The organism is Streptomyces hydrogenans (genome assembly GCF_014656075.1).
Lineage (GTDB): Bacteria > Actinomycetota > Actinomycetes > Streptomycetales > Streptomycetaceae > Streptomyces > Streptomyces hydrogenans.
The window spans coordinates 22,715-43,088 of sequence record NZ_BNBS01000005.1 but is presented as its reverse complement, the minus strand read 5'-3'; the positions used below and the strand labels follow the sequence as shown (position 1 = coordinate 43,088).

The following is a 20,374-nucleotide window of genomic DNA, read 5'->3' as shown; positions in this document are numbered from 1 at the left end:
GGCCGGCCGACCGCGCTCGCCGAGAGACCGGGTCGGCGCCGCACCGGGTCCTTGTGCGGGCCCTTCGCCACTGCTGTACGGCTTCGCGGGGGGACGGCCGTGGGTCCGTCGTGGGCTCGCCGGGCCCCGACCGCTTGGGGCATGAGTCCCGGGGTAGGGGCACCACGATCGCGACACCACTCCGTCACGGAGGGTCCCTTCGGCCCCGGCGTGACTCCGGTCGCCCGGTGGAAGGCTGACGCAAGGCCCCTCACCCTGGAGACACCCGACGCGCGAGGGCGCGCCCGGCCGGCGCCTCGCCGGGTCGTACGGGGCCGCGCCGCGCCCCCAGACGTTCGCAAGGAGGATCTGCCGTGGCCGTCCGTCATCAGCTCGTCCGACGTCCCCCACACACGGTGTGGGCCGTACTCGCCGATCCGAGCAGCTACGGGGAGTGGGTGGCGGGCCCCTCCGAGTCCGTCCCTCTGGACGACACCTGGCCCTCACAGGGCTCTCGGCTGCGCTACACGATCCGGCTGGGCCCATGGTCCGTCGAGGGAGTGACGACCGTCCGGCACCAGGAGACCGGCAGTGAACTGGAGCTGGAGGCCGCGTTCGCCCCTCTCGGCACGGCGAGGATCTTCTTCCAGCTCAGGCCCTGGGGCGAGGAGACGCTCGTCGTCTGCGACGAGCACCCCCTGCGCGGCCTCGGAGGAACCCTGCACAACCCGGTGAGCGAGGCGGCCCTCCAGCTCAGGCACCGGGGCATGCTGGCCCGTCTGGCCAGGGTGGTGGAACGGCGCCCCGAGGAGGTGTTCCGTGCCTGACGCGGTGGCGATCGGTGCCGGTCCCCACGGGCCGGCGGTCGCGAACCCGCGCGCCGGGCCCGCACCCGGCACCCGCCGGCCCGAAACCCCGCTCCCGCACCTCTCCCTCGCCGCTGCCGCCGCCCGTCCCGGTGGCGGCGCCCCCGGTGCGCCGGACGCCGACGCGGCCGGAGCCGCCCTGTGTCCCCGCGCCCTGCGGGCGACCCTCCACAGCGCCCGGCGCGTGTGACTCGTGCACCCTCCGGTTGCCGGTGCCACACACGTGGGTGAGCTTGGAAAGGAGGTCCGCACGGGACCCACCCCCACCGATAGCCCTTGTCCTCAGGAGGAGATATGACGCACCCCGAGCAGGACCCGACACGACGGGAAGGCCCGGAGGACGGCGGCGCCGACGGCACACCTGACGTCCACGACGGGGGAGCGGACGGCGGGGCCGATGGTGGTGCGGATGGTGGCGCCGAGGGGCCGGCTGACGGCGGTGCGGCGGGCACGTCCGGCGTACATGACGGCGGTGCCGACGGCGGTGCGGACGGTGGTGCGGATGGTGGCGCCGAGGGGCCGGCCGATGGTGGTGCGGCGGGCACGTCTGGCGTACATGACGGCGGTGCCGATGGCGGGGCCGATGGTGGTGCGGATGGTGGCGCCGAGGGGCCGGCCGATGGCGGTGCGGCGGGCACGCCCGGCGTACATGACGGCGGTGCCGATGGCGGGGCCGATGGCGGTGCGGATGGTGGCGCCGAGGGGCCGGCCGATGGCGGTGCGGCGGGCACGCCCGGCGTACATGACGGCGGTGCCGACGGCGGTGCCGACGCGGGGGCCGAAGAAGCCGGCGACGGCGGTTGAGCACCGTTCCCAGGACGCTTCGGGATACGGCCTCGCATGCCGAGAGCCGTGTCCTGGAGACGCGCCTGATCGGCCTCAGCCGCGAGGAGTTCGCCACGAGCGTCTGGGGGCGGGTCCCGCTGCTCACCCGCGGGGTCGGTGACTTCTCCGACCTGTTCTCGGCATCCGCCGTGGACGAGCTGGTCTCCCGGCGCGGGCTGCGCACGCCGTTCCTCCGCGTGGCCAAGGACGGCGACACCGCCCCCGAGTCCTCGTACACGTCGCCGGGTGGAGTGGGCGCTTCGGTCGCGGACCAGCTGGACGACACCGCGCTGTGGCGGAGCTTCGCCGACGGCAGCACCCTGGTCCTGCAGGCACTCCAGCGCACCTGGCAGCCGGTCACGGACTTCGCCGCGCGGCTCGGTACGGAACTCGGCCACCCCGTGCAGGCGAACGCCTACGTCACCCCGCCCCAGAACCGCGGCTTCGACGACCACTACGACGTCCACGACGTCTTCGTCCTGCAGGTCACCGGCACCAAGCGCTGGATCGTCCACGAGCCCGTGCACCCGGCTCCGCTGCGCGACCAGCCCTGGACGGCTCACCGCGCCGCGATCGCCGATGCCGCGCGGAGCGAGGCGTACCTCGACACCGTGCTCGAACCCGGCGACGTCCTCTACCTGCCGCGCGGCTGGCTGCACGCAGCCGAGGCGCTGGGCGCCGTGTCGATCCACCTGACCCTCGGCATCCACGTCTGGACGCGGCACGCGCTGGCACGACAACTCGCCGATTCCGCCTTGGCGCTGCTGCGCGAGGACGCGGAGATGCGCGGGTCTCTCCCCCTGGGCGTGGACGGTCCGGGCGACGACGTCGACTTCGTACGCCGACGTCTCGTCGCCGCGCTCGCCGAAGCCGATCCCGCGCCCCTGTTCCACCGAGCCCGCCGCGGCCAGGCGCGCCCCGCGCCCCTGGGGCCCCTGGCGCAGCTCGGGGCTCTCGACGACCTCGCGCCCGACTCGCCGGTGCGGCTTCGGGAGGCGTTGGAAGCGAGGCTGGTGGGCCGTCGCCTCGCCACCCGCGTCGGGTGGCTCGACCTTTCGGAGGAAGAGCTCCCCCCGGCGCTCCGAGTGCTCGACGGCGGTACTCACCTGGCCGGCGAGCTGGGTCTTCCCTTCGTGGAACGGCTGCTCCGCGCGGGCGTACTCCTCCCCGCCGCGTCATGAGACAGCCCCGATGACGACTCCGACCCCGCCTCCGGCCCGCTTCCTCTGCTCCGACGCCGCGCGCCTGCGCGGAGACCCGATCGCCGGCACGGCACCGTACGGCTCGGTCTGGATCCTCGTCGAGTACCGGGCCGGCTGGCCGTTCAACGGCTTCGACGGAGTCGGTCTCGACCCCGGCATCAAGGCACGGGTGAACTCCGCCGCACGGGCGAGCCGCGCCCGTGTGCTGCTGATCAGGCGCCACGGCCGCGGTCGTACCGACGAACGGCCACGGTGGGCCGTTCTCCGCCACGAACGGGGAGGCGCCCACCGTCAGGAATGGGGAACCTGGGACGACGACAGGGACTTGGCGCGCATCGTCACCGCCCTGGACGGGCCCGGAGAACAGGGACACCCGCCCGTCGTCCTCGTCTGCGCCCATGGCCTGCACGACACCTGCTGCGCGGTCCGCGGCCGCCCCGTGGCACGTGCGCTGAGTGAGGAATGGCCCCAGCTGGTGTGGGAGTGCACGCACGTGGGAGGCGACCGGTTCGCCGCCAACGTCGCCGTCGCGCCCGACGGCGTCTACTACGGCGACCTCGACGCCCGTTCGGCGGTGAAGGTGGTGGAAGACCACCTGGCGAACCGCATCCACCCGGATCACCTGCGCGGCTACACGGACCTCACCCCGCCCCAGCAGGCGGCCCTGTCCGCCGTCCTCCACCACGCGGGTCCGTCGGGCCGGCACGACTACGCCGTCGAGGAGACGCTCAGGGGCGACGACCGCTGGCGGGTCCGCGTCACCGGCCGGCTCGCCGGGCTGTCGACCTTCGAGGTCGAGGTTCACGCCCACCGGGCACCGGCGCACCCCCTGACCTGCCGCGCCCTGTCGCCCAGCTCGGCGGTGTACTACGACGTCACCTCGCTTCACGTGCGCGAAGGCGGCCGCGACGAAATACCCGACCGCATCGCGTGAGGCGCGGGCCGGTCGGGGTAGCCGCACCGTGACATCGACATCCCTTCGACGAAAGGCTTCGCCATGCCCCGAGGTTCCAGCCCGAAGCGAGAGCGCCAGTACGAGCACATCAAGGAGTCCGGCGAGAAGCGCGGCATGTCGGAAAGCCGCGCCAAGGAAATGGCCTCGCGCACGGTCAACAAGGAGCGGGCCAGGTCGGGGGAGAGCAAGACGGCGAGCCGCAGCTCCACGCAGGGGAAATCCGCCTCGCAGCGGGGTGGCGAGAAGTCCGGCGGCGGCTCCTCCGGTCGGACCAAGGACGAGCTCTACGAGGAGGCGAAGAAGCGCGACATCCACGGCCGCTCGACCATGACCAAGCAGCAGCTCAAGAACGCCCTCGGCCACTGACCGCTGCATTCCGCCAAGCGACTGCCCGCAAGTCCGGCCGCCCGTACGGAACCCGTTCCTCCGCCCCGCCCTCGGGCGCGGCACGTCGGCCGTCGGCCCGACTCGGGGGCGCCCCTACGGAGACTTCCATGCCTGAGAACGCACCCGGCCTTCCCGACCCGGTGACACGCCACCCGCGCCCCCCGTTCCCCGACCAGAAGCAGGACCACCCCGGAGCGACCGAGGAGATGCGTCCCCGCCCGGATCACGGCGAGGAGTCCTACCGGGGTCACGAGGTGCTCGCGAACCGCGCGGCGGTGGTGACCGGAGGGGACTCCGGCATCGGCAGAGCCGTATGCCTGGCCTTCGCCAGGGAGGGCGCGGACATCGTCTTCACCCATCTCGCCGAGGAGACCGACGAGGCCGCCGAGACCGCACGCCTCGTCCGGGAAGCGGGCCGCACCGCCGTACCCGTCCCGTGCGACATCCGCGACGAGAGCCAGTGCGCGGCACTGATCGACCGTGCTGTGGACGAGCTGGGCCGCGTGGACGTGCTCGTCAACAACGCCGCCTACCAGATGTCCCAGCCCGACGGGATCGAGGCGATCACCACGGAGCAGTTCGACCGGGTGATGAAGACCAACCTGTACGGCATGTTCTGGCTCACGCGGGCGGTCCTGGCCCACATGCCACGAGGCGGATCGATCATCAACACCACCTCGGTGCAGGGCTATCAGCCCAGCCCCCATCTCCTCGACTACGCGATGACGAAGGCGGCGATCATCTCCTTCACCCACGGCCTGGCCCAGATGGTCGCCGAGCGGGGCATCCGCGTCAACGGCGTCGCTCCCGGACCCGTGTGGACCCCCCTCATCCCCGCGACGATGCCGGACACGACGAAGTTCGGCGCCCAGTCCCCGCTGGGCCGCCCGGCCCAGCCGGCGGAGATGGCACCCGCCTACGTCTTCCTGGCCTCCCCCCGGGCGAGCTACATCACCGGCGAGATCGTCAACGCCACCGGAGGCACCCCCCTGCCCTGATGCAGGCGGCGGTTCCGGCGAGCTGACTGTGAGCTTTGTCCGGGTGGTGTGCGTTCGCAGGCAGGCCGGGGGCAGTCGCAGAAGGAGCGCGGACCGAGGAGGTGCTGCGGGTGGAGGTGTGGGTGCGGCGGCGACGAAGGCTGGCCCGTGGGCCCGGGGCCGCGGCGCGGGCCCGGCGTGAGGTGCACCTTCTGGCCGACCAGGCCCTGCTTCTCGGGCACGCGGTGAGTCGGAGGTCGGAGGACGACGCGGCTCTGGTCACCAGCGAGCTGGTCTCCGCCGCCGGCGGCGGGTGCGTGCTGGAACTGACGGTTGCCCCTGACGGTCTCGACATTCTGGTCAGCGGTGTGCGGCCCCCCGGCCCGCCCCGGGGCGGAAGCCGCCCGTACGTGGTCTGGTGGGATCTGGTCAGTCGGGTCGCACGGGACACGACCGTCTGCCGCGACCCTGCCTGTGACGCCACTGTCTGTGTCCGCATCGGCCTGGGAAGTCTGACCGGCTGACCCGCGCAGGGCCTGTCGTCCGTCGCTGCCCGCCACCGCCACAAGGGCGGGCGCATACTGGAAGGGGCGAGACAGCCGAGCGTCCCACCGGAGGAACCAGGCGAACCGCGTATGACGAAGAGCCGCAGATTCTCCGAGGACGGCATCCCGCAGGGCTTCCTCGCGTCCGGGCCCCACACCTACAAGTCCCGGGGTGTCGCGCGGGTGGACCGCGATCCTGCCGCACCGGCGGACGTCTGGCTGCTGAACGTCCGCGGCGAGTTCGACCGCGACACGCTGCCCTGCCTCCGCGCCGCGCTCGACGACGCCTACGCGGCGAACGCCGAACGCATCGCCCTGGACCTGTCCGGGGTGACGTTCGGGGACTCCTCCTTCCTCAACGAACTCATGCAGGCGGACCGGCGCCCGGGGACCCTCCTCCTCATCGGGCCCTTCACCGGACAGATCCGGCGGCTCTTCGAGCTGACCCGCACCGACATGGTCCTCACCCTCGTGCCCGACCGCGACAGCGCCGGCCTCACCTGAACCGAGCGCCCCGTGCCGCGCCGGCCGAGCACGGGGCGCGGCGGACACCGCGGGCGGCCTCGCCGGGACGTCGTCCGGAGCTCCACGCGCACGCGAGCGCCGGCCACGTCGGCCGATCCAACCGATACGTTCTCGACGCCGGGCTTTCGTTCCCGCCGGCGAGCCAAGCGGCCGAGCCCGCCTTCCGGCTGAACTCCGTGGAATATCCTTCCCGTTCGCGGGGTGCGCCCCGCGGTACCGGATCGAGGAACCGCCGTGTCGTTGCACCTGCACCGTTCGAACCAGACCCGCCTGCTGCGCCGTACGGCCGCGGACCGCTGCAAGTTCTGCGGTACGCCGATCGAGTGGTTCGAGCGGTATGACACGCTCCGGATCCCGTTGTCGCCCGAGTTCCCGGCGCAGCCGGTGCCCCAGAAGATGCAGTGGCACCTGTCCAAGGGGGTCGCCTATCCAGGAAGGGACCCGTTCACCGGGTATTGCCGCATCCCGCACCCGGCGATCTGCCCGGCCGCCGATCACCCGGACCTCCCCGAGGAGCTTCAGGAGGTGGTGTCCCGCCTGGCCGTCCGGATGCGCGGCCGTATCGAGCGGGGTGAGTTCGCCCCGTACATCGAGCCCGTCATCGAGGAGCAGGTCGCTTTCCCCGACCCGGACGAGGCGCAGGAGGTGAGGCACGTCATCTCCTACTACGGCACGCTGCGGCTCGCGCCGTGCGAGGTCCACGAACTGCGGTGCATCTCGACCGACCCGCGGACGCGGGAGCGCTGTGTGAACGGCGTCTTCGACCTCGACGAGGGCAAGTGGGAGGAGGTCGACATTCCCTACGCGCCGGGCCGGCAGGGGCAGCAGATCCTCACGGTCACCGGCGGCCGCATGTGGGCCTGGGTCGTCAACGACTTCAACTACCTGCGCCGCTGGTGGAAGCAGCAGTGCCTCGACCACTTCGGCTCCGGCGCACCGGACCACGTCACGTTCGAACTGATCCAGTTCCACCCGCTCCTGCACGACGACTACATCCTGACCGAGCGGCCCGAGGGCTACGACCGGAAGCCGTCCGGCGAGGAGATCGTCATCCACGACGGCCCGACCGGGGACAACACCGTGTGCGCCGGCCCCGGATGCTGGCACTCGACCGTGGGCAGGCAGCCCGAGGGATGGCGGTGCTGGGAGTGCGACCGGGTCGAGAGGCGCAGGACCCGTGTCCACCGCCGGTGGGCGCAGCCCGCCTCCGATCCGCCCGCGTGGTGATCTGCGCATGGCGTCGGCCCCGACTGGGCAGTGTCTGCTCTCGAACCGTCCACGACACGTCGCCCCCAGCTCTCGGAGTGAGGAACCGTTGACCAGCGCCATCGGGCCATTCGACGAGCGGTCCCAGCCCTCGCGTGACCCCCGAGAACCGATCCCCACCCCGTGGGAGTCCTTCTCCGCCGTCGCCGAGCTCGTCCACCGGCGCAAGGTCGGCGTCGTCGTGGAACTCGGCACCCCTGAAGCCTCCCTGGGGACGGACCTCGCCGTCCACGCGGCCGAGGTCGGCATTCCCACCCTGCTGTGCGCCCCGTGCCGGCCGCCGCACGTGCCGTCCCTGCTGATGGTGGACACGGACGCCCGTCCCACCGCCTCCCGCGTCAACGAGCATCTCCAGGCGCATCACCGCGGGAGGGAGTTCGAGTTCCTCGTCGTCGAGCACTACGACCGGATGAGCCCCGACGAGTACCCCTACGCGGAGCGGTACGACCCGATCGACGACCTGGACCACGAGCCCCTCACACCGGCGGACGAGCTGCTGCGGTCCGTCCAGCTGATCAGAACCAGCTTCCCCTCCCTCTTCACGACCGCGCTTCCCAGCACGCCCGACACCTCCCGCTCCCTGCTGCAGACCCTCGACATCGACCACCCCGCCTCCGTCCTGACCGACGCCTGCAAACCCGTACTCACCCTCCACCGCACCGACCTGCGTACGGTTCAGGCTCGTATCGAGCTCAGCTCCCACCCGGGTCCGCAGCTCGTCACCCTCCCCTGGCCGACGATCCCGGCCATGCGCACCCTGGCCGAACTCCGCCAAGCCCTCACTGCCCACGGTGCCGCCGACGACCGGGTCCTCCTCGACGCCGACATCGACGGAGTCGACCTCGACGACCTCGACCGGATCAGAGGAATCGTGCGGGTCTACCGGCAGCGGGTGATCCAGAAAGCGGCCACCGCGATCCTGCCGTCCCCGCACACGGACGAGTAGAAGAGCCCAGGAGATCAAGCTCTGGACGTACCGGGACGACGGGCATGGGCATCGGGTGCATGTGGCAGCTGGACCCGGGTGACCTTCAAGAACGCACTCGCCCAGCACCTCATGCCCGAGGGCGGACGGTGTCCTCTGTCCGGAGAGCCGATCCAGGCGCCCGCTGCCCGTCCCGTCGTGGACGGCCTGCCGCGCATGGTGCCGCCGGCCCCGACTCGGGGATGGGCGAGGCCGGTCACGACCGGCAGCGGCTCCAGCGTGTACGCGATTCCCGCCGGGCTGCCCGGTCACGGGCGACGCCGCTGACCGCGCCCCACCGCTCGGCCCCCACGCCTCGGGCCGGGTGACGCCTGGGCTCGATGTCGCCGTGAGGCCGCGTTGCGACACCCGGACCGCGTCGTCCCTTGTGGGTCCGGTCATCCGTGGAGGTGGGTGCCGATCGTGAGGAACGCCTGGACGAGGGGCGTCGGGGGGACGGCCGGGGAGACGATCTGGGACGCGTAGTGGACGATGACCAGGTCGAGCGCGGGACAGACGAAGAGGCGCTGGCCGTGGATGCCGCTGGCCATGAAGGACCCGTAGGGGTCGTTCGGGATCCACCACAGGTCGTGGTAGGAGAGGGTGGCCGGCGCGTCGGGGGGAGCGGCGGGGAAGCGGACGCGCCGGGGGTAGCCGTCGGGCACGCCGGAGACGATGGTGCCGGCGACCGCTTCGGGGACGATCTGGCGGCCGCCCGTCGCGCCGTCGCAGCGGATCATCTCGCCCAGGCGGGCCAGGTCGCGGGCGGTGGCGCTGAATCCGCCGGCGGCGGCTTCGGAGCCGTCGGCGTCGAGGAGGTAGTAGGCGTCCTCCTCGGCGCCGATGCGGGACCAGATCATCTCGGACAGGAGGGCCGAGGTGGTCGTGCCGGTGACACGGCGCAGGACTTCCGCGAGGGCTTCGACGTTGCCGTTCTCGTACCGGAACTCGGTGCCGGGCTCGCCGGTCGCCCGAGCGGTGGCGAGGTGTTCGCGGATCGTGGCGGGCCCCGTGTACCCGTAGGGGCGCAGTTGGGGGGCGAGGACGGCGAAGTACCGCTGTGCTTCGAGGGCTTTGTCGTACGGGCGGCCCGCGTAGCTCATGCGGGTGCCCATGTGGAGGAGGTCGTCGACCGCGGCTTCCCCGAAGGCGGTGCCGGCGAGTTCGGGGACGTACTTCGTGACCCGGGCGTCGCGGGCGAGCTGCCCGTCGTGGGCGAGGGTCGCGGCGAGCAGGCCGAGGTAGGACTTCGCGGCGGAGGCGTTGAAGTGCGGGACATGGGGCTCGTAGCCGTGCAGGTACTGCTCGTGGACGAGGGCGCCGCGGTGCATGACCAGCAGGGCGTCGGTCTCCGCGACGGCGAGGAGTTCCCGGAGCGTGAGAGACCGCCCGTGGGGCCCGGTGAACGTGAGGTCGTCGAGGGCCCCGGCCGGTGCGGCGGTCAGCGGGGAGGGGCTGCCGGCACCCCGCCAGACACGTCGGCTCGGAAGGAGCTCCCGGCCCGAGGTCGTGTGTCGTCGGGCCCAGGCGGGATCGGTGTATCCCCGGGCCCATACGAGGTCCGCCGACGAGGAAAGACCTGTCATCGTGCGCTCCGCTCTTCGGTCGTTCGCCTACCGGACTCGTTACCGTACACAGTGTTCGGTAACTCGACCAGGTGCGGTGGAAGGGGGAGCGGTGAGGCCGCGTCGGCGGAGTCGCCTCAGGGGGTGAGGTCGAGGGCCCCTGGCGCGTCGGACGGAGTGAGTCCGGTGGCCCAGACGCGTCCGTAGACCGACAGGTCGCGCAGGTGGGCGGTGATCTCCGCGGCGCCGTAACCGGTGTCGTTCTCCACCCACCACGTCAGCAGGCCGATGAGCTCACCGGTCCAGGCCCGCGCGACGATGTCCAGCGGGATCCTCGGTGTCACCGCCAGCTGCTCGACCCGCGCGCGGAAGGCGGCTTCGGCGTGCGTGCGGATGAGGTCGGTGAACTCGCGCAGGGCCCGGCCGTCGCCCTCGCCCCGCAGGATGACCTGGTAGACGGGCTTCTCCTGTTCGGCGTGTTCGAAGATGTACTTCACCGGCAGGCCGGTGAAGCCTTCCGCGTGGGCCTGTCGAACCGCCGGCAGGAGGCGTTCGCGGTCCTCGGCGAGGTCGCGGACGACGCCGACCAGGAGGTCCTCCTTGTCGCGGTAGTGCGCGTAGAAGGTGGCGCGGCCGACGTCGGCGCGCTCGGTGATCTCCTCGACCGTGACCGCGTGGAACCCCTTGTCCAGGACCAGTTCCACCAGGGCCTGGCGCAGTGCGGCGCGCGTCCTGCGTACGCGGCGGTCTCCCGCGGGCTTCATGTCCACTTCGTTTCCTTCTCGTCCGAACCGTTGACCTGACCCTAACGCTGCCTTTACGTTGCCGCACACCAAGATTGTTAACAGACACACTGTTCGGAAACTCTGGAGGCGCGATGAACCTCGGGCGGTACGTACGCCGGACTGCCGGCCACCAACCCGATGCCGAGGCCGTGGTCTGCGGCCCCGTCCGGCTGACCTATGCCGAACTCGACGACCACAGCGACCGGCTCGCGACCGCCTTGCGCGCCCTCGGCCTGAACCGGGGCGACCGCGTGGCCACCCTCGCGGCCAACCGAGCGGAACTGGTCGTCACGGAGACGGCCCTCTACAAGGCCGGCCTCACCCGGGCGCCCCTCAACGCCAGACTCGGTACCGCCGAGGTGGCCCACCTGCTCGCCGAGTCCGACGCGTCCGTCCTCCTGACGGATGCCGCACACCTGGACATCGCCCGCGCCGCGGTCCCCGGCACGGGAGTGAAGACCGTCCTCGGCTACGACGGCCCGAGCGATCTCGGCCCCGGCTATGCCGAGACCCTCGCAGGCACCGAGCCGCAGCCCGCCGACGCGGAGTGCGACGAGGGCGACATCGCCGTACTGCACTTCACCTCGGGCTCCACCGGCAAGCTCAAGGCGGCGGTGCAGACGTACGGCAACCGGCTCGCGCTGATGCGCAAGTCGGTGATGAGCGCCGACGCCCGGGTCGGACCCGGCGGCCGCCAGATCCTGGCCGGACCGGTCACCCACGCCTCCGGCATGCCCCTGATGGGGATCTTCTTCGCCGGCGGCTGTGCGATCGTCCTGCCCCACTGGGACGCCGAGGAGTTCCTCGCCACCGTCCAGCGCGAACGCGCCACCCATGCCTTCGTCGTGCCGACGATGGTCAACACCGTCCTCGCGCTGCCGAACGCCCGCGACTACGACCTCTCCAGCCTGCGCCGGCTGATCTACGGCGCCGCGCCGATGTCACCGGCCCGCATCAGGGCCGCCTGGGACCTCTTCGGCCCCGTCCTCTCCCAGGGGTACGGATGCGGCGAGACCACCTCCGGCGTGCTGTCCCTCTCCACCGAGGACCACCGCCGGGCGATCGACGGCGAGGACGAGGAACTGCTGCTGTCCTGCGGACGGCCGCTCGCCGAGGCCGAGGTCGCCATCGTCGACGACGCGGGGCAGCCCCTCGCCGACGGCGAGATCGGCGAGATCGCCGTCCGCGGACCCGACGTCGTACCCGGCTACCACAACGAGCCGAACCTCACCGCGGAGACGTTCCGCGACGGCTGGTTCCTCACGGGCGACCTCGCCCGCCGCCGCGCGGACGGCTACGTCTTCATCGTCGACCGCAAGAAGGACATGATCGTCTCCGGCGGCTTCAACATCTACGCCGTCGAGGTCGAGTCCGTCCTGCACCAGCACCCCGACGTCTACGAGGCCGCCGTCGTCGGCGTCCCGGACGAGCAGTGGGGCGAAGCCGTCAAGGCCGTCGTCGTGCCTCGCGACGGCGCCACCCTCACGGACACCGCGCTCATCGACTTCTGCGCCGAGCACCTGGCCCGCATGAAGAAGCCCCGCTCCGTCGACTTCGTCGCCGCGCTGCCCCACAACCCCAACGGCAAGATCGACCGCCGCGCCATCCGCGACCGCTACTGGGCGGGCGCCGAGCGCCGCGTCAACTGAACAGGACCCCGGCATGCCCTTCACCCTCGAACCCTCCTACGACGACAACCCGCGCCTCCAGGACCTCGTCGTACGCCTGCGCTCCTACCTGCGTGACGAGCTCATCCCGTACGAGCGCGAGCACGGTCTCACCGCGGAGACGAAGCTCGACCGCACCACCCTCGAACACGTCTGGAAGCGCAGCGCGGAGCTCGGCTTCTACGGCATCAGCCTGCCGCCGGAGCTGGGCGGACAAGGCCTCGGCTTCTTCGAGCTGTGCGCCCTCAAGGAGGAGCTGACCGCCTCCGGAGCCACGCTCTCCCACTCCGTCCTCGGCGACATGGGCGGACCCCTGCGAGTCGGCGCGATCGTCAAGTACGCCACCGAGGAGCAGCGGGAGCGCTACCTCATGCCCGTCGTCAGGGGGGAGCGGGCGTGCTGCTTCTCCCTCACCGAGGAGGACGCCGGCTCGGACGTGCGCCGGATGACGACCACCGCCACCCCGGACGGGGACGGCTACGTCCTCAACGGCAAGAAGGTGTTCTCCTCCGCCGCCCCCTTCGCGGACTTCGCGATCGTCGTCGCCCGCATGGCCGGCGAGGAGGAGACGTACAGCGCCTTCCTCGTCGACCTGGACACCCCCGGCTGCACCGTCCTCGACGGCGAAGTCCCCATGTCCGGACAGCAGATGGAAGGCGACATCGTCTTCGACGACTGCCGGATCCCCGCCGCCGGCCTCCTCGGCGAGATCGGCCAGGGCCTGCGCATCGGCATCGGCCGCATCACCCTCAACCGCCTGCTGCACTGCCCTTCCCTGATCGGCGCCGCCCGCCGTGCCTGGGACCTGTCGGTGGCGTACGCCATGAACCGCGTCGTCTTCGGACAGCCGCTCCTCGCCCACCAGGCGATCCACCACAAGATCGCCGAGATGGCCACCGAGGTCTACGCCGCTCGCTCGATGGTGATGGCCACCGCCGCCAAGGCCGACCGGGGCGACAACATCTCCGTCGAGGCCAACATGTGCAAGCTGTTCACCTCCGAGGCGGCCTTCCGCGTCGCCGACCAGGCCGTCCAGATCCACGGCAAGGCCGGGCTGACCCGCGGCCACGAAGTCGAGCAGATCTTCCGCAGCCTGCGCATGTTCCGGATCGTCACCGGCACCACCGAGGTGCACAAGAACGCCATCGCCAAGGCGCTGATCTGACCGACCACCTTGGTGTCCGGGCGGCACCGCGGGCCCCGCTCGGCCGGGGTCCGCGACCACGGGGAACCGCCCACCCGCTCGCCCCCGCTCCACCCGCATCCGCAGGAGTCGCCCCATGGCACCGCACACCGCCGCGCACGCGCGGCACACCGCCGCCCCCGCGCCCGCTCCCGACCGCCGCCGCGCCTGGCTGATCACCGCCCTGATCGTGACCTTCATGGTCATCAACTTCGCCGACAAGTCGGTACTCGGCCTCGCCGCCGTCCCGATCATGGACGAGCTGAACCTCAGCAACAGCACCTACGGCCTGATCTCCAGCTCCTTCTACTTCCTCTTCAGCCTCTCCGGACTGCTCGTCGGCTTCCTCTCCACCAGCCTCTCCAGCCGCGTCCTGCTCTTCGGCATGACACTGCTGTGGGCGGTCGCCCAGCTGCCCGTCCTGGCCGTGGCCTCGGTACCCACCCTGCTCGCCGGCCGCATCCTGCTCGGCGCCGCCGAGGGACCGGCCGCCTCCATGTCCATGCACGCCCTGTACAAGTGGTTCCCGCCCGAGCGCCGCGCACTGCCCTCGGCCCTCCAGATCGGCGGGGCGGCCCTGGGCACGCTCATCGCGGCACCTCTGGTGACCTGGCTCATCGAGGCATACGGATGGCGCTCGGCCTACGCCGTCCTCGCCGCCGTCAGCGCGATCTGGGCATTGGTGTGGTGGCAGGCAGGCCACGACGGCCCCTACGACCACGCCCGCACCGGGACCCGCACCCGCACCGGGGCCGGGACCGGGAAGGGTGACGGCCCCCGGCTGCCGTACCGCAGGCTCCTGTCGACCGGCACGGTCCTGGGCAGCATCGCCAGCGCGTTCGGCGCGGCATGGGCGCTCTCCCTCAGCCATGCCTGGCTCCCCGCCTACCTCAGGACCGAGCTGGACATGTCGGCGGAGTCCGCCGCGACCACCATCAGCGTCATCTCCGGTTACGGCCTGCTCCTGCTGCTCGCCATCTCCCCGGTCGTGGACGCGCTCAAGGCGCGCGGGGTCAGCAGCCGCTGGTCGAGCGGGGCCGCCCAGAGCATCGCGGTGTGCGTCGCCGCCTGCGCGATGGCCGCCTTCCCGTTCATCGAAAGCACCGGGGCCCGACTGATCCTGATCGGACTGGCCTTCGGCACGATCGCCATCGCCGTTCCCCTGCACTACATGACCACGGCCGAGGTCGTGCCCACCTCTCAGCGCGGCGCCGTCTTCGGCATCGTCGCCGGCATCGGCACCCTGCCCGGCCTCGTCGCCCCGTCCCTGACCGGCCATCTCATCGACGCGGGCGAGACCCCCGCCCATGGCTACACCGCGGCCTTCCTCACCGCCACCGCGGTGATGCTCGTCGCCGGCCTGCTGGCCCTGACCTCCATCCGACCGGAGCGCGACGCCCACCGCCTGGGCCTGGACCACAGGCCGGCGGGCGGAGCGCACTGAGCCGCCGGTCGAACAAGCAGGAAGTCACGACCGAGGAGCGGTCGGGCCGGGTTGCGGGGGCGGGGGAGCGTGAAGCACCACGTCTTCCGGGACGGCTACGAGGTTCACCTCACCGAGACCTGCGAGGCGGACGGGAGGGCCCGTCCGCCGGGCCGGAACGGTCAGCCGAGGGTCCACTTCTGGCCGGCCACGCCGTTGCACGTCCAGGTCTGGAGCCGGGTTCCGTCGGCCGAGGAGTTGCCCTTGGCGTCCAGGCACTTGTTGGCGCCGACGTTGATGAATTCGTGTGCGGCGGTGTACGTCCACTTCTGGGCGTTCGTGCCGTTGCAGGTGTAGAGCTGGACGACCGTGCCGTCCGCGGTGGAACCGCCCGCCACGTCCAGGCACTTGCCGAGGGCGCGGACGGTGCCGTCGCCGCCGACGGTCCACTGCTGGGCGGCGTTTCCGGTGCAGTCGTGCAGCTGGATGGGAGTGCGGTCGGCGCTGGAGGCACCGGCCACGTCGACGCACATGCCGCCGATGCCGCGGATCGGGCGGGCGGCCGGCGCGCTGCCGGAGGAGGAGGCGCGGACGTAGTCGACGGTCATCGTCTGCGGGAAGGCCGTGGACCCGTCGGGGCTGCCGGGCCAGTCGCCGCCGACCGCGAGGTTGAGGATGATGAAGAACGGGTGGTCGAAGACCCACTTGTTGCCGCCGGTGTCGGCCGGGGTGAGGGTCTTGTACGTGGTGCCGTCCACCGACCAGACGATCGCGTTGGGGCTCCAGTCGACGGCGAACACGTGGAAGTCGTCGGCGAAGGCGCGGCCGCCGGGCAGGCTGTACGCGGCGCCGAGGCCGCCCGCTCCCGAGTAGCCGGGGCCGTGCACCGTGCCGTGCACGGTGTTGGGCTCGCGGCCGATGTTCTCCATGATGTCGATCTCGCCGCTGTTGGGCCAGCCCACGGTCCCGAGGTCGTTGCCGAGCATCCAGAACGCCGGCCAGATGCCCTGACCGCGGGGGATCTTGATGCGGGCCTCGAAGCGGCCGTACGCCTGGGTGAAGGTCCGGGCCGTGTTCAGCCGGGCCGAGGTGTACTGACACTGGCCGTACCAGCAGCCGAGTCCGGCGTCGGTGTTCTTCCTCGCCGTGATGACCAGATGGCCCTGGCCGTCGAGCGCGGCGTTGGACGTGCTGTTGGTGTAGTACTGCAGCTCGTGGTTGCCGTAGCCCGAACCGCCTGTCTCCAGCGTCCACTTGGCACCGTCGGGCGCGCGGCCGGCCGCGCCGTCGAATTCGTCGGACCAGGTCTGCGCGGCGACCGCGGCATCGGCCCGCGGTGCGACCGATCCGCTGAACGAGATGAGGACGGCCGCGACGAGGGCGGCGGCGAGGACGAGCACCACGCCGCCGAAGGACCGGCGTCGTGTGCGATGAGCAGCAGCCATGGGCGTGCTCCCTTGTCTGGGGGGTGGGGAACGAGGGCGACAGGGCGGGGCGAACCCGCGGGGCGTCGCCTGAGAGCGCTCTCAATCCGACGCGAAGTCGTCCGTGGGCAGTGAGTATTACGGAGAGGTGATTGTCATGGCAACGTCAGGAGTCACTCCTTACGCGCTGCTGACCTGCGCTTTTCCTCGGTGGCCTGCGGCTTAACGCTCGCTTAAGGCCGGCTTGAGGGAGCGCGGGGACGGCCCGGAGTCCTGTGGGGCGATCGTCGGGGGCCCGCGTCGCCGTCGCGCCGGCGGACCCGGTCCCACCCGGCCCGCCGCGGTTCGGGCGGCCGAGGGCATGGAAGGGCCGGGCCCGGGCCGGGTGCGGGCGCCGCTCCCGGCCGGCCGGAGGTCCCTCGGACGGGGTGCATCGTGCATGGGTACTCCCGTGAGTGGCTCGGCGCGTGTACAACGATGTAAGACCTGTCGGCAGCATCGAGGGGTGAGATGTGCATGTCAAGGAGCTGGTACGGACCTGACCGCACCGCGCGACAGTAATTGTTTGATTTCATGGTTTTCTTCGGGGGATTCCGTTGAGAACTGCTACGTGTTAGGTTCCCCGGCACCTCGGCCCGTCCGAGGAGCGGGGCACTTCCCCGCCGTTTGAGCCGCTCGCCAACTCCGCACGGAATCACCGGACTTCGACCTCCCGGAAGGTCGGCGCGCCGGCGAGTCCGGGCGCCGTCCTGCCCAGGAGGAGTTCGATGCGACGCATCGTCGCCTGTCTGGCGGCCCTGTTGGCGATGGCCGGAGGACTTGTCTTCACCGGCACCGCCGCCGCCTCCGCCGTCGTCCCGAAGACGCCGCCCCTGACCACCCCGTGGACCTCCCAGGTGTCCACCACGAACCCGCTGCCCGACTACCCGCGTCCCCAGATGACGCGGCCCGACTGGCTGTCCCTGAACGGGGAGTGGGAGTTCCTCAACCCGCCCGTCGACGGCGCCGGCAACGTCGACCGCAACGCCGCGCCGCCGGTCGGCCAGACCCTGCCCGAGCGCATCCTCGTCCCGTACCCGGTGGAGTCCGCGCTCTCCGGGATCATGCGCAACGACAACCGCGACCTGATGTTCTACCGCCGCACCTTCACCGTGCCCCAGAACTGGTCCGGCCGCCGGGTCCAGCTCCACTTCGGCGCCGTCGACTACGAGGCCACCGTCTGGGTCAACGGAACCCGCGTCACCGGCCACCGCGGCGGCTACGACCGCTTCGAGGTCGACATCACCCCGCAGCTGCGCGCCGGCGCCAACGAACTGATCGTGCGCGTCTACGACCCCACCGACGGCCGCGGCGAGAAGCAGCCCGTCGGCAAGCAGACCGTCAACCCCGGCGGCATCTTCTACACGCCCACCTCGGGCATCTGGCAGACCGTCTGGCTGGAACCCACCCCCGCCTCGTCGATCTACTCGGTCGACATCCGGGCCGACCTCGCGACGAACACCGCCCGCGTCAAGGTCTTCACCCGGGGCGACGTCAGCGGCCACAGCGTCCAGGCCGAGGCGCTGAACGGCACCCAGGTCGTCGGCACGGCCACCGGCGGCTTCACCGAGTTCTCGGTCCCCGTGCCGAACGCCCGGCGATGGTCGCCCGACGACCCCTTCCTCCACGACCTGCGGGTCACCCTGCGCAACCCGTCAGGCGCCGCCGTGGACACCGTCACCAGCTACTTCGGCATGCGGGAGATCGGCAAGAAGCTGGTCAACGGCGTCATGAGGCCCACCCTGAACGGCGAGTTCGTCTTCCAGATCGGCACCCTCGACCAGGGCTTCTGGCCCGACGGCCTCTACACCGCGCCCACCGACGCAGCCCTCGCCTCCGACCTGCAGAAACACAAGGACCTCGGCTTCAACATGGTGCGCAAGCACATCAAGGTCGAGCCCGCCCGCTGGTACTACCACGCCGACCGGCTCGGACTGCTGGTGTGGCAGGACATCCCCTCCACCCCGGCCTTCGACGCCGACCGGACCCCGGCCCAGATCTCCGAGTTCGAGACCGAGGCCCGCGAGATCATCGACGAACACCGCTTCTCGCCCGCCGTCGTCACCTACGTCCCCTTCAACGAGGGCTGGGGGGAGTGGAACCTCGACGACACCCGACGGATCACCACCGACCTGGAGAACTACGACCCCGGCCGGCTGATGAACCCGCACAGCGGCTACAACTGCTGCGCATCCAAGGGCGACCCGGGCACCGGTGACATCATCGACTGGCACGTCTACACCGGACCCGACGGGCCCAGGCCGTCCGCCACCCGCGTCTCCGTGCTCGGCGAGTTCGGCGGCATCGGCCTGCGCACACCCGGCCACGAGTACAGCCCCGACGGCCGGTTCTTCGCCTACGAGCAGGTGTCCAGCGCCGCGCAGCTCGACGACCGCTACACCGGCATGGTCCGCGACACCCAGCAGCTGATGCTCACCAAGGGCCTGTCCGCGTACGTCTACACCGAGATCACCGACGTCGAGGGCGAGTACAACGGCCTGTTCAGCTACGACCGCAGGGTCCAGAAGGTCGACACCGCCCGGCTCCGGGCCGCCCACGGCGCCCTCATCGCCGCCTCCCGCAACCTCAACGCCGCACCGGGGCTCAGCCCGGGCCACGTCCGCTCCTTCCGGGTCACCACCCCCGGCCACACCGACCGCTACCTCCGCCACGCCGACTCCCTGGCGCGGACCGACGCGCTGACCGCGGCCTCCGCCGACGGTGCCCGCCAGGACGCCTCGTTCCGCATCGTCACCGGACTCGCCGACCCCCGCTGCTACTCCTTCGAGTCGGTGAACCTCCCGGGCCGCTACCTGCGCCACTCCGGCGGCCGCGTCCGCCTCGACGGCGACACCGGCGGCCCGTTCGCGGCCGACGCCACCTGGTGCGCCCGCACCGGACTCGCGGCCGGCGGCACCTCGTACGAGTCGCTCAACTTCCCCGGCTCCTATCTGCGCCACTACGCCGACGGCGTGTACCTCGCCCGCAGCGGCGGCCCGAACGCCTGGGACACGGCGTCCTCCTTCGCCGCCGACGCGACCTGGAACACCGGCGAGCCCGCCCTGTGGCGCAGCTCGGTGCTCCTGCCCACCGACGTGCGGCGCTCGCTGCGCGTCACCACCTGGGGGCACACCGACCGCTACCTGCGGCACGCCGACAGCCTCGCGTGGACCGAGATCGTGAACGCGGGCAGCGGCACCCTGCTGAAACAGGACGCCACCTTCACGCTGCGCCGCGGTCTCGCCGACTCCTCGTGCTACTCGTTCGAGTCGGTGAACTACCCCGGCCGGTACCTGCGTCACGCCGACAGCCGGGTCCGCACGGCGACCGACGACGGCACGGCGCTCTTCCGCCAGGACGCCACCTTCTGTGCCCGCCCGGGCATGGGCGGGACCGGCGTCACCTTCGAGTCGCTGAACATCCCCGGCTCCTACCTGCGCCACTTCGACTCCGCGGTGTACCTCGCCTCGGGCGCGGGAAGCGGGGGCTTCGACCGCCCCCAGACCCTCGGCGCCGACAGCAGCTGGTCGGTCGAGGCGCCCTGGGCGGCCTGACGCGAACCCCGTCCGGCCCATGCGGGCCGGACGGGCAGCCGTACAGCGGGTCCTTCCGGGCGCTTGTGCCCGGAAGGACCCGTTCGGCGTCACGGACTCAGACGGTCCGCAGCCGCAGGCCGTACGGGCCGAGGATCCCGTCGACCGGCCGGAACCATGCCTCGCCGCCGGAGGAGCGGTTGCCCCGGCCGGCGGACGAGTTGGTCGGGGACGGTGCCCCAGCCGAGGACGACGGGCGCCGGC

The 20,374-nt window shown here is 71.6% G+C and carries 17 protein-coding genes and 1 pseudogene; 14 read left to right on the top strand and 4 right to left on the bottom strand.

All coding sequences use genetic code 11. The annotated features are described in order from the left end of the window. Positions 1 to 353 precede the first annotated feature (353 nt). Both IE321_RS03775 and IE321_RS03770 read left to right on the top strand, forming a co-directional pair. Complete coding sequence (locus IE321_RS03775; protein ID WP_190221765.1) at positions 354 to 806, top strand: SRPBCC family protein; 453 nt, start codon at positions 354 to 356, stop codon at positions 804 to 806. Then, on the top strand, positions 799 to 1,035 hold the full coding sequence (locus tag IE321_RS03770) for a hypothetical protein (RefSeq protein WP_190221764.1): 237 nt from the start codon (positions 799 to 801) through the stop codon (positions 1,033 to 1,035). Before IE321_RS03775 ends, IE321_RS03770 begins: the two co-directional genes overlap by 8 nt. Before the next feature lie 92 nt (positions 1,036 to 1,127). Here IE321_RS03770 and IE321_RS03765 read toward each other — a convergent pair whose 3' ends face one another. Next, positions 1,128 to 1,589 carry a hypothetical protein gene (locus IE321_RS03765; RefSeq protein WP_190221763.1) on the bottom strand — a complete coding sequence of 154 codons (462 nt, stop codon included), beginning with the start codon at positions 1,587 to 1,589 and terminating at the stop codon, positions 1,128 to 1,130. Positions 1,590 to 1,645: 56 nt separating this feature from the next. Between IE321_RS03765 and IE321_RS03760 the strand changes: the two genes are divergently transcribed. The 7 genes from IE321_RS03760 to IE321_RS03730 all read left to right on the top strand — a co-directional run bounded on the left by IE321_RS03760 (position 1,646) and on the right by IE321_RS03730 (position 8,473). Further along, entirely contained in the window at positions 1,646 to 2,851 is a 1,206-nt protein-coding gene (locus IE321_RS03760; protein ID WP_190221762.1) for a cupin domain-containing protein, read from the top strand. Positions 2,852 to 2,861: 10 nt separating this feature from the next. Continuing rightward, positions 2,862 to 3,806: a ferredoxin family protein gene (locus tag IE321_RS03755; protein ID WP_190221761.1), complete on the top strand. Its 945-nt coding sequence runs from the start codon at positions 2,862 to 2,864 to the stop codon at positions 3,804 to 3,806. Positions 3,807 to 3,869: 63 nt separating this feature from the next. Continuing rightward, entirely contained in the window at positions 3,870 to 4,193 is a 324-nt protein-coding gene (locus IE321_RS03750; RefSeq protein WP_190221760.1) for a plasmid stabilization protein, read from the top strand. A 128-nt stretch (positions 4,194 to 4,321) separates the two neighbouring features. Beyond that, a complete protein-coding gene (locus tag IE321_RS03745) occupies positions 4,322 to 5,212 on the top strand; it encodes an SDR family oxidoreductase (protein ID WP_190221759.1) in 891 nt (296 codons plus the stop codon). A gap of 614 nt (positions 5,213 to 5,826) precedes the next feature. Continuing rightward, a complete protein-coding gene (locus tag IE321_RS03740) occupies positions 5,827 to 6,240 on the top strand; it encodes an STAS domain-containing protein (protein WP_190221758.1) in 414 nt (137 codons plus the stop codon). Positions 6,241 to 6,495: 255 nt separating this feature from the next. Further along, complete coding sequence (locus tag IE321_RS03735) at positions 6,496 to 7,488, top strand: DUF6083 domain-containing protein (protein WP_190221757.1); 993 nt, start codon at positions 6,496 to 6,498, stop codon at positions 7,486 to 7,488. 88 nt (positions 7,489 to 7,576) lie between these two features. After that, entirely contained in the window at positions 7,577 to 8,473 is an 897-nt protein-coding gene (locus tag IE321_RS03730; RefSeq protein ID WP_190221756.1) for a hypothetical protein, read from the top strand. 416 nt (positions 8,474 to 8,889) lie between these two features. Here IE321_RS03730 and IE321_RS03725 read toward each other — a convergent pair whose 3' ends face one another. Together IE321_RS03725 and IE321_RS03720 are read right to left on the bottom strand one after the other, a co-directional pair. Beyond that, positions 8,890 to 10,077, bottom strand: coding sequence for a serine hydrolase domain-containing protein (locus IE321_RS03725; RefSeq protein WP_190221755.1), 1,188 nt, complete (start codon positions 10,075 to 10,077; stop codon positions 8,890 to 8,892). A gap of 116 nt (positions 10,078 to 10,193) precedes the next feature. After that, positions 10,194 to 10,820 (bottom strand): TetR/AcrR family transcriptional regulator, encoded by a 627-nt coding sequence (locus tag IE321_RS03720; RefSeq protein WP_190221754.1) that lies wholly within the window; start codon positions 10,818 to 10,820, stop codon positions 10,194 to 10,196. A gap of 113 nt (positions 10,821 to 10,933) precedes the next feature. Here IE321_RS03720 and IE321_RS03715 point away from each other — a divergent pair, with 113 nt between their 5' ends. From IE321_RS03715 to IE321_RS03705, 3 genes are all read left to right on the top strand, one after another. Further along, a complete protein-coding gene (locus tag IE321_RS03715; protein WP_190221753.1) occupies positions 10,934 to 12,490 on the top strand; it encodes an acyl-CoA synthetase in 1,557 nt (518 codons plus the stop codon). 13 nt (positions 12,491 to 12,503) lie between these two features. Then, positions 12,504 to 13,673 carry an acyl-CoA dehydrogenase family protein gene (locus tag IE321_RS03710; protein ID WP_190221752.1) on the top strand — a complete coding sequence of 390 codons (1,170 nt, stop codon included), beginning with the start codon at positions 12,504 to 12,506 and terminating at the stop codon, positions 13,671 to 13,673. A 115-nt stretch (positions 13,674 to 13,788) separates the two neighbouring features. Beyond that, a complete protein-coding gene (locus IE321_RS03705; protein ID WP_190221751.1) occupies positions 13,789 to 15,135 on the top strand; it encodes an MFS transporter in 1,347 nt (448 codons plus the stop codon). A gap of 161 nt (positions 15,136 to 15,296) precedes the next feature. Here the strand turns inward: IE321_RS03705 and IE321_RS03700 are convergent, their stop codons facing one another. Next, entirely contained in the window at positions 15,297 to 16,559 is a 1,263-nt protein-coding gene (locus IE321_RS03700; RefSeq protein ID WP_190221750.1) for a glycoside hydrolase family 16 protein, read from the bottom strand. 746 nt (positions 16,560 to 17,305) lie between these two features. Here IE321_RS03700 and IE321_RS03695 point away from each other — a divergent pair. Next, positions 17,306 to 19,636 (top strand): annotated as a pseudogene (locus IE321_RS03695) (AbfB domain-containing protein); the annotation flags it as partial. An 18-nt stretch (positions 19,637 to 19,654) separates the two neighbouring features. Continuing rightward, on the top strand, positions 19,655 to 20,131 hold the full coding sequence (locus IE321_RS43125) for an AbfB domain-containing protein (RefSeq protein ID WP_372470316.1): 477 nt from the start codon (positions 19,655 to 19,657) through the stop codon (positions 20,129 to 20,131). Positions 20,132 to 20,374: the final 243 nt, after the last annotated feature.